The following is an 11,410-nucleotide window of genomic DNA, read 5'->3' on the forward strand; positions in this document are numbered from 1 at the left end:
GACGAAGCCACCCCGACGAAGCCGGAATGATGGAGAGCTGACCAATGGCCACGTCCGCGGATCAGATCGTCGAAGCCCTGCGGGCCTCGCTGCGGGAGAACGACCGCCTGCGCAAACAGAACCAGCAACTGGTCGACGCAGCCGGTGAACCCCTCGCCATCGTCGGAATGAGCTGCCGCTTCCCCGGCGGCGTACAGACCCCCGAGGACTACTGGCAGTTGCTCTCCGAAGGCGTCGACGCACTGTCGGAGTTCCCCGCCGACCGGGGCTGGGACCTCAGCACACTCGACATGGCCACCACCCGCGGCGGCTTCGTCCACACCGCCGACGAATTCGACGCGCAGTTCTTCGGGATGAGCCCCCGCGAGGCACTGGCCACCGACCCGCAGCAGCGGCTGCTCCTGGAGGTCTCATGGGAGGCGCTGGAACGTGCGGGCATCGACCCGACGACGCTGCGCGGCAGCCGGACCGCCGTCTTCGCCGGATGCAGCAACCAGGAGTACGGCTCCGGGCTGCGCGGCAACGTCCCCGAGGGCGTCGAAGGGCACATCCTCACCGGCACCACGGGCAGCGTCGTCTCGGGCCGGGTCGCCTACGCCCTCGGCCTCGAAGGCCCCGCCGTCACCGTCGACACGGCCTGCTCCTCCTCGCTGGTCACCCTGCACCTCGCCGCCCAGTCCCTCCGGGCCGGCGAATGCGACCTCGCCCTCGCCGGCGGCGTCGCGATCATGTCCACGCCCGCCGCCTTCGTCGAGTTCAACCGACAGGGCGGGCTGGCCGGCGACGGCCGCTGCAAGCCGTTCTCCGATGACGCCGACGGCACCGGCTGGGGCGAAGGCGCCGGCATGCTGCTCGTCGAACGGCTCTCCGACGCCCGCCGCAACGGCCACCGGGTGCTGGCCGTGGTACGCGGCAGCGCCCTCAACCAGGACGGCGCGTCCAACGGCCTCACCGCCCCCAACGGCCCCGCCCAGCAACGGGTGATCCGCTCCGCGCTCACCGGCGCCGGACTGACCGCTGCCGACGTGGACGCCGTCGAGGCCCACGGCACCGGCACGACCCTGGGCGACCCGATCGAGGCGCAGGCGCTGCTCGTCACCTACGGACAGGACCGCCCGGCCGACCGGCCGCTGTGGCTGGGCTCGGTGAAGTCCAACATCGGCCACACCCAGGCTGCCGCCGGAGTCGCCGGCGTGATCAAGATGGTGCTCGCCCTCCGGCACGGCGTCCTGCCGCAGAGCCTGCACACCACCCGGCCCTCCACCCACGTGGACTGGTCGGCAGGCAACGTCCGGCTGCTGACCGAACCCGTCCCCTGGCCCGAGTCCGCACGGCCGCGCCGCGCCGCCGTCTCCTCCTTCAGCATCAGCGGCACCAACGCCCACACCATCCTGGAACAGGCACCGGAGGACCCGCCCGCCGACGCCCCACAGGACGTGCACCCCGCAGGCCCGGACCACGCCCACGAAGACCACACACCGGCCCCCCAAGGCCGGCTCCACGGCACGGACAGCCACGCCCAGGCCGTCGCCGCCCGCCCCCCACACATCCCCTGGGTGCTCTCCGCCCGCAGCCCCGACGCCCTCCGGGCCCAGGCCGCCCGCCTGCTGTCCCACCTCGACACCCACCCCGACACCGACCCGTACGACCTGGCCCACTCGCTCGCCACCACCCGGACCGCCTTCGAACACCGCGCGGTCCTGCTCGGCACCGACCGGGCCGAACTGCGCAGCCGGCTGACCGCACTCGCCCAGGAAGGCCCGACCGCCGCGGGCGCTGTCACCGGCTCGCCGGTGCGCGGCAAGACCGCGTTCCTGTTCACCGGCCAGGGCGCCCAGCGCCTCGGTATGGGCCGCGAACTCCACGAGGCGTTCCCCGCCTTCCGGGACGCCTACGACGCCGCCTGCGCACACCTCGACACCGCACTCGACCGTCCGCTGCGCGCCACCGTCTTCGGCGACGACGCGGCACTGCTGGACCGCACCGGGCACACCCAGCCCGCCCTCTTCGCCTTCGAAGTGGCGCTCTTCCGGCTCCTCACCTCGTGGGGCATCAAGCCCGACGTCCTCATGGGCCACTCGATCGGCGAACTCACCGCGGCCCATGCGGCCGGAGTACTGACCCTTCCCGACGCCTGCCGTCTGGTGGCGGCCCGCGGCCGGCTGATGCAGGCCCTCCCGCCCGGCGGAGCCATGGCGTCACTCCAGGCCACCGAGGACGAGGTACGTCCGCTGCTGGCCGACACCGGGGACCGGGTGAGCATCGCCGCGGTCAACGGCCCCGAAGCAACCGTCCTCGCGGGCGACGAAGCAGCCGTGGACGCCCTCGCCGGCCACTTCCGGGACCTGGGACGCAAGGTCTCCCGGCTCCGGGTCAGCCACGCCTTCCACTCGCCCCACATGGACCCCATGCTGGCCGAACTCCACACCATAGCCAGTGAACTGACCTACCATCAGCCACAGATCCCGGTCGTCTCCAACGTCACCGGACGCCTCGCCACCCCCGGCGAACTGTGCAGCCCCGACTACTGGGTCCGCCACGCCCGCCAGAGCGTCCGCTTCGCCGACGGGGTCGCCACCCTCGCCGAACGCCATGTCACCCGGCTCATCGAGCTCGGCCCCGACGGCACCCTGAGCGCCATGGCCGCGGCCTGCCTGCCCGACGACGACCGACTGCTGATCCCCCTCCTCCGCAAGGACAGCCCGGAGCCCGAAAGCCTGCTCACCGCCGTCAGCAGACTCCACACCTCCGGCACCCCCCTCGACTGGTCCGCCCTCCTCCCCGGAGCCCACCCCGTCGACCTGCCCACCTACCCCTTCCAGCGCACCCGCTACTGGCTGAACGCCACACCCCCCGAGGAGCCGCCGAACGGCCGGCCGGCCGACGCCGCCTTCTGGACCGCCGTAGAGCAGCACAACGTGCCGGAACTCGCCGACAGCCTCAGCCTTGACCGCTCCCTCCTCGAACCCGTCGTTCCCGCCCTCGCCGCCTTCCACCGCGACCAGCAGCAGCACTCCACCGCCCGCGCCTGGCGGTACGCCGAGCACTGGGAGCCGGTCGACCCCCGCCCCCGTACGACCCCACCGGCACACTGGCTGCTCATCGCCCCCACCGACGCCCCCGCCAACCAGCAGCCCGCCCCGGGCGGCCATCAGCCCGTCATCGAAGCCCTGGAAACCGCCCTGACCGGCCCCGGCACCACCGTCACCACCCTGCACCTGCCGCCGGACGCCGGCCCCGACGACATCGCCCGACGCCTCGCAGAGATACCCGACCGGGAAGGCGCCCCGAACGAGACCAACATCCTCTCCCTCCTCGGCCTCGGCACCGCACGCCACCCCCACCACCCCGAGACACCCGCCGCCCTCACCCTGACCGGCGCCCTCGTCCAGGCACTGCTCCGCGCCGACACCCCCGTCCGGCTCTGGACCGCCACCCGAGGCGCCGTCAGCATCGGCCGCTCCGACCCGCTCAGCGCCGCCGCCCACTGGCAGGCCACCCTCTGGGGCCTCGGCCGCACCGCGGCCATCGAACACCCCGACCACTGGACCGGCCTCGTCGACCTGCCCGAACACCTCGACGACCGCGCCCTCGACAGGCTGCGCACCGTACTCCACACCCCGGCCCAGGACCCCGAACACGGCAACGAGTTCGCCCTGCGCGCCTCCGGCCTCTTCGCCCGCAGGCTGACACGCGCCCCCCACCCCGAACGGCCGCACGGCACCTCCGCCTGGACCCCGGCCGGCACCACCCTGATCACCGGAGGCACCGGTACCATCGGCTCCGCCCTCGCCCGCCAACTGGCCCGCGAAGGCGCCGAACACCTCCTGCTCCTCAGCAGGCGTGGCCCCGACGCACCGGGAGCCCAGGACCTCGCCGCCGAACTCGCCACCCACGGCACCCGGACCACCCTCGCCGCCTGCGACCCCGCCGACCGCGACGCCCTGGCACAGCTCCTCGCCGCCGTCCCCGACGACCAGCCGCTGACCAGCGTCTTCCACACCGCGGGCGTCCTCGACGACGGCACCCTCGCCACCATGGACGCCGAACGGTTCGCCACCGTCCTCCACCCCAAGACCGAGGCCGCGGCCAACCTCCACGAACTGACCCGCGGACACGACCTCACCGCGTTCGTGCTGTTCTCCTCGATCGCGGGCACCCTCGGAGCAGCCGGCCAGGCCAACTACGCGGCGGCCAACGCCGGCCTCGACGCCCTCGCCCGGCACCGCCGGGCCCAGGGCCTGCCCGCCACCAGCATCGCCTGGGGCCCCTGGGCCCACGACGGCATGGCCGCCGACCCCACCCTGCGGACCAAGCTCAGCCGGGCGGGCCTGCCGCCCCTGGAGCCCGAGACCGCACTCGTCGCCCTGCACCAGGCGCTCGACCACGACGAGACCCACCTCGTCATCGCCGACATCGACTGGAACCTGTTCCCCGCAGGCCGCAACGCCCTCTTCGGCAAACTGCCCGAAGCCGCCGCCCAACGCCCCGCCCAGGACACCGAACCCGAGGGCATCCGCAGCACCCTCGCAGCGCTGCGCACCCCGGCCGAACAGGAACAGCGCCTGCTCCGCCTGGTCCGGGAAACCACCGCCACCGTCCTGGGCTACCCCGGCCCCGAATCCGTCGAGCCTGCACGGACCTTCCAGGAACTCGGCATCGACTCCCTCACCGCCGTCGAACTGCGCAACTCCCTCTCCACGACGGCCGCGCTGCCCCTCTCCCCGACACTCGTCTTCGACTACCCGACGCCGCCGGCCCTCGCCCGCCATCTTCGCGCCGAACTCCTCGGCGACCTCGGTGACCTCGGCGACCAGCACACCGCCGCACTCGCCCACCCCGTACAGCACGACGACGAACCGATCGCCATCGTCGGCATGGGCTGCCGCTACCCCGGAGACGTGGCATCACCCGACGACCTCTGGAAACTGATCACCAACGGCGGCGACGCCATCACCCCGTTCCCCGAGGACCGCGGCTGGAACATCGACGCCGTCTACGACCCCGACTCCGGCTGCCCCGGCACCAGTTACGTACGCGAGGGCGGCTTCGTCCGGAGCGCCGGCGACTTCGACCCCGGCTTCTTCGGCATCTCACCCCGCGAGGCCCTGGGCATGGACCCCCAGCAACGGCTGCTGCTGGAGGTCTCGTGGGAAGCCGTCGAACGCGCCGGAATCGCCCCGCTGTCACTGCGGGGCAGCCGCAGCGGCCTCTTCGTGGGCTGCGGCTACCAGGGCTACGGATCGGGCGCCGGCGACATGCCCGACGACCTCCTGGGCCACATGCTCACCGGCAGCTCCGGCGCCGTGGCCTCCGGCCGCATCGCCTACTCCCTCGGCCTCGAAGGGCCCGCGGTCACCGTCGACACGGCCTGCTCCTCCTCGCTGGTCGCCCTGCACCTGGCCGTCCAGTCCCTCCGCTCCGGAGACTGCGACCTCGCCCTTGCCGGCGGCGTGACCGTGATGTCCACACCGGGCGCCTTCATCGAATTCAGCAGACAGCGCGGCCTCGCCGCAGACGCCCGCTGCAAGGCGTTCGCCGACTCCGCCGACGGCACCAGCTGGGGCGAAGGCGCCGGCATCCTGGTCGTCGAACGCCTCTCGGACGCCCGTCGCAACGGCCACCGGGTGCTCGCCGTCGTCCGCGGCAGCGCCATGAACCAGGACGGCGCGTCCAATGGCCTCACCGCCCCGAACGGCCCGTCGCAGCAACGCGTGATCCGCCAGGCGCTGGCGAGTGCGGGTCTAACGGCCTCGGACGTGGATGTGGTCGAGGCACATGGCACGGGCACGTCACTGGGTGATCCGATCGAGGCCCAGGCCCTGATCGCCACCTACGGCCAGGACCGGGACGAGGACCGGCCCCTGTGGCTGGGTTCGGTGAAGTCCAACATCGGCCACACCCAGGTCGCGGCCGGCGTGGCCGGCGTCATCAAGATGGTGCTGGCGCTCCAGCACCGTGTGCTGCCGCGGACGCTGCATGTGGACGAGCCGTCGACACACGTGGACTGGTCCGCCGGCCATGTACGACTGCTCACCGAGGACGTGGCATGGCCGGAGGGAGAGCGGCCCCGCCGGGCAGGTGTGTCGTCCTTCGGCGTCAGCGGCACCAACGCCCACATCGTCCTCGAACAACCGCCGGCCGACGAACCCCAGGAGGCACGCCAGGGGGCAACAACACCTTCGACGCCCGACGCTCCGGCCCTCGTTCCCTGGGTACTCTCCGGACGCAGCGAGGCCGCACTCAGGGCCCAGGCCGAGCGGCTGTCGGCACACCTCCAGGCCCGGCCCGAACTGCGCCCGCACGACGTGGCCCTGTCGCTCGCCACCACCCGCTCACCCTTCGAACACCGCGCCGTCGTCCTCGGCGCCGACCGGGAAACCCTGCTCGACGGCCTGACCGCCCTCGTCCGCGGCGAACCCCAGGGAAACATCGCCCAGGGCATGACCACGTCCGAAGGGCTCCTGGCCTTTCTGTTCGCGGGGCAGGGTGCCCAGCGGCTGGGAATGGGCCGGGAGTTGTATGAGGCGTTCCCGGTTTTTGCTGATGCTTTTGATGCGGTGTGTGCTTGCCTTGATGGTGAGTTGGAGTCGCCGTTGCGGGGGGTGGTGTTTGGTGAGGACGCGGACGCGGATGGGGATGCGGATGGGAATGAGGATGGGGATGCGGGTGCGTTGAATCGGACGGGGTTCACTCAGCCGGCGTTGTTTGCGGTTGAGGTGGCGTTGTTCCGGTTGGTGGAGTCGTTCGGTGTGCGGCCGGATTTCTTGGTGGGGCATTCGATTGGTGAGTTGGCTGCTGCGCATGTGGCGGGTGTGTTGTCGCTGGCGGATGCGTGTCGTTTGGTTGCTGCGCGTGGGCGGTTGATGCAGGCGTTGCCGGCGGGTGGGGCGATGGTCTCGCTTGAGGCGTCGGAGGACGAGGTCCTTGCGGTGCTGGGTGGGTTTGGGCAGCGGGTGAGTGTTGCTGCGGTGAATGGTCCGCGGGCGGTTGTGGTTTCCGGTGAGGAAGCGGCGGTGGCGGAGGTTGCCGGGCGTTTTGAGGCTGAGGGTCGGAAGGTGAAGCGGTTGCGGGTGAGCCATGCGTTCCATTCGCCTCTGATGGAGCCGATGTTGGAGGAGTTCCGGGCAGTCGCGGAGAGCGTGCTATTCGCGCAGCCGCGTATTGCGGTGGTCTCGAATGTGACCGGTGAACTGGCCACGGCGGAGCAGCTGACCTCTCCGGAGTACTGGGTGCGGCACGTCCGGGAATCGGTGCGGTTCGCGGACGGTGTGCGGTGGCTGGAGCAGCAGGGTGTGACGCGATTCCTGGAGATCGGACCGGACGGCACCCTCACCGCCATGGCACAGGGCTGCCTCGACGCGGACGCCGACCACCTGCTTGTGCCCGCCTTGCGCAAGGACCGCCCGGAAATGGCCGGGTTCCTCACCGCCCTCGGCCACGTCTACGCCCGCGGCGGCACCGTCGAGTGGGCCACGCTCTTCGCCGGGACCGGCGCCCGATGCGTCGACCTGCCGACGTACGCCTTTCAGCACCAGCGCTACTGGCTCGGGCTCGCCCACACCACCGCCACGAACCTCGGGTCGGCCGGGCTGCAAGCCGCCGACCACCCCCTGCTCGCGGCCACCATGACGCTCGCCGATTCCCACTCCATCGTCTTCACCGGCCGGCTCTCCGTGCAGGACCACCCCTGGCTGGCGGATCATGTCGTCGAAGGGGCGATTCTCTTCCCCGGCACGGCCTTCCTGGAACTCGCGCTCCGCGCTGCCGACCAGGCCGGCTGTGACCACGTCGAGCAGCTGACCATCGAAGCCCCCCTGGTGCTCCCTGCCCACGAAGCCGTCCAGCTGCAAATGCGCATCCAGGAGCCGGACCTCAACGGCACCCGTGCGTTCACCATCCATTCCTGCCGTATCGGCAGCACCGGTGTCGCGCAGGAACCATGGATCCGGCACGCCACGGGCCTGCTCGGAGCGGCCGACCACCGCGAGAGCTTCGATCACGCCGTCTGGCCTCCGGAAGGCGCACACGCCGTCCCCGTGGAGGGTCTGTACGAGGAATTCGCCGACGCCGGGATCGCGTATGGTCCTGCCTTCCGGGGCCTTCAGGCCGTATGGCGGCGCGATGCCGATCTCTTCGCGACGGTGGAGATACCCGAAGACGCGGAGGCATCATCATTCGGGCTGCACCCCGCACTGCTGGACACCGTTCTTCACGCACTGGCGCTGGCGCCGGAGACGGGAACGGGAACGGGAACGGGAACGGACGAGAATGCCGGCGGCGTTGGATACCTGGCGCACACCTGGCACGACGTGAAGCTTTACGCCTCCGGAGCCACCGTGCTGCGGGCACGCATTTCCGTGCATGCGGACGGCAGCGCCTCACTCCAGTTGGCGGACGCGGTGGGTCAGCCGGTGGCGGAGATCGCTTCGCTCACCAGGCAGCCGGTCTCGGCCGAGATGTTCAGCCGTGCCTCGCAGGGCACCACCCACTCCGACGCGCTGTACCGGGTCGACTGGCTTCCCGTACCCGAGATGACCACAGAAGCCGTCGACGTCGTCGACCTCGTCAACCTCATCAAGCCTGACGACCTCGATGACCTCGACGACGACCTCGATGCAAGCGTCTCTGCACGAGGGGAAGAAATCCCCCCGTACGTCGTGCTGAGGCTCGACGCACCCACGGAGGAAGCCACAGGAACTCCCGCAGCCGCCCGCGCCACAACCTGTCGGGCCCTTTCCTGCCTCCAGGAGTGGACGGAATCCCAGCGCTCCTCGCAGGCACGGCTCGTGGTGGTGACGCGGAACGCCGTCCCGGCAGAGCTGCAACAGCCCGACCCGGCGCAGGCCATGGTCTGGGGCCTCGTCCGCGCCGCACGCCTGGAACACCCCGACCGCTTCGTCCTGGTGGACGTGGACGGCACCGAGGCCTCGCTGGAAGCGTTGCCGACCGCCCTCGCCTCCGGAGAGCCCGAACTCGCCCTGCGAGCGGGCATCGCCTACCTGCCGAGGCTGAGCATGAACATCCGGCGCGATGAATTGCCGATGCCGGGCCTGCCGCAGGACGGATGGTGCCTCGACAACCACGCCGACAACCACGCAGGCCACAACGTCGGCAACGACGCAGGGAACAACGTCGGCAATCACGCAGGCAATCACGCAGGCAACGACGCCGACGACAGCACGCTGGAGAGGCTGCGTCTGGTGCAGCGCCCCGCAGCGCACGACGAGCTGAGCGCCGGCCAGGTCCGTATCGCGGTGCGGGCCGCCGGGGTCAACTTCCGCGATGTGCTGAACGTACTCGGCACGTATCCCGGCGATCCGGGCGCCTTGGGCGTCGAGGGCGCGGGTGTGGTCACCGAGACGGGTCCTGGAGTGGTGGACCTTTCCCCGGGAGACCGGGTGATGGGGCTGTTCCCGTACGCCTTCGCCCCGGTGGCGGTGGCCGACGCACGCACGGTCGTCAAGGTCCCGGAGGGCTGGTCGTTCGCGCAGGCGGCGTCGGTGCCGGTGGCCTTCTTGACGGCGTACTGCGCGCTGGTGGAGCTCGGTGATCTCCAGGCCGGCGAGTCGGTCTGCGTGCACGCCGCCGCGGGTGGCGTAGGCATGGCCGCAGTGCAGTTGGCGCAGCATCTGGGGGCGGAGGTCTTCGGCACCGCGAGTCCCGGCAAGTGGGACACCCTGCGGGAGTTGGGCCTGGACGAGGCACGAATCGCTTCGTCGCGGGACCTGGACTTCGAGCGGGCGTTTCTTGAGGCGACCGACGGCCGGGGCGTGGATCTGGTGCTGGACTCCCTGGCCGGGGAGTTCGTCGATGCCTCACTGCGGTTGCTGCCCCGCGGCGGCCGGTTCCTGGAGGTGGGCAAGACCGACGTCCGTGAGCCGGAGCAGGTGGCGACCGACCACGAGGGCGTGCGCTACCAGGCCTTCGACCTGACCGAGGCAGGTCCGGAGCGGATCGGGGAGATGCTGAGCGCGCTGGTCGAGCTCTTCGAGCGGGGTGTGCTGGAGCCGTTGCCGGTGACGGCGTGGGATGTGCGGCGGGCTCCCGAGGCCTTCCGCTACCTGAGCCAGGCCAAGCACATCGGCAAGGTCGTACTGACGATGCCGGTGGCGCTCGATCCGGCCGGAACGGTGCTGATCACCGGTGGTACAGGCGGTCTGGGTGCGCTGGTGGCCCGGCATCTGGTCGCCGAGCACGGTGTGCGGCATCTGCTGCTGGCCAGCCGCCGCGGACCGGACACCCCCGGCGTGGATGACCTGCGCGACGAACTCGCCGCCCTCGGCGCCGAGATCACCGTCACCGCCTGCGACGCCGCCGACCGCGGAGCCCTGCGCCGACTGCTCGACTCCCTACCGGAGCAGCATCCGCTCACCGCCGTCGTGCACACGGCAGGCGTCCTCGACGACGGTGTGCTCTCCTCGCTGACGCCCGAGCGGCTGGACGCGGTCCTCGGGCCGAAGGTGGACGCGTTGGCGCTTTTGGACGAGCTGACGCGTGACGCGGATGTGGCGGAGTTTGTGGCGTTCTCGTCGGTGGCGGGGACATTCGGCAGCGCGGGGCAGGCCAACTACGCGGCGGCGAACGCGTATGTGGATGCGCTTGTCTCCCGGCGTAATGGGCTCGGATTTCCTGCCAGGTCCTTGGCCTGGGGTGCCTGGGCTTCCGACGCGGGTATGACCGGCGAATTGAGCGAGGCCGACGTGCAACGCATGGCACGCGGCGGCATCACACCCTTCACCAAGGAACGAGGCGTGGAGGCGTTCGATGCCGCTCGGCACGCCGCCCTCCCTGTGGTCGTCCCGGTTCAGCTGAATCACACGATCTTGCGGGAGCAGCATTCCGCCGGCGTGCTTCCTCCGCTTATGCGCGGACTTTTGGGGCGCAGCACGCGGCGTACGGCGGTCTCCTCATCGGCCGCGGTGAACCCGGCGGATGCCCTGCGATCCCGGCTTTCCCCGTTGTCGCTGGACGATCGCCAGGCCGCACTTCTGGAACTCGTACGCACCCAAGCGGCGGTGGTTCTTGGCCACCCCGGCCCCGAATCGATCGAGCCGACCCGCGACTTCCGGGGACTCGGCGTCGACTCGCTCACCGCAGTGGAATTGCGCAACCATCTGAATGCGGCCACCGGCCTCCAACTGCCCGCCACCCTCGTCTTCGACTACCCGTCCCCGCTGGTGGTGGCCCGCCATCTGGACGTCGAACTGTCCGGCGTGGACGAGACGGTGCAGACGGAGACAACCGCTGCGACAGCACCGTCGCTGTCACTGTCGCCGTCGTCGCCGGTGGATGAACCGGTGGCGATTGTGGGGATGAGTTGTCGGTTCCCTGGCGGGGTGGAATCGCCGGAGGAGTTGTGGGGGTTGTTGTGTGCGGGTGGGGATGGTGTGGTGCCTTTCCCGTCCGA

General features: G+C 70.9%; 1 protein-coding gene. It reads left to right on the forward strand.

What is annotated here, in order from left to right; all coding sequences use genetic code 11:
• Positions 1-44: 44 nt before the first annotated feature.
• Positions 45-11,410, forward strand: an 11,366-nt coding sequence (locus ACZ55A_RS35405) for a type I polyketide synthase (protein ID WP_468848983.1), incomplete at its 3' end; no start/stop codon positions are given.

It is taken from the genome of Streptomyces sp. NPDC034111 (assembly GCF_055575375.1).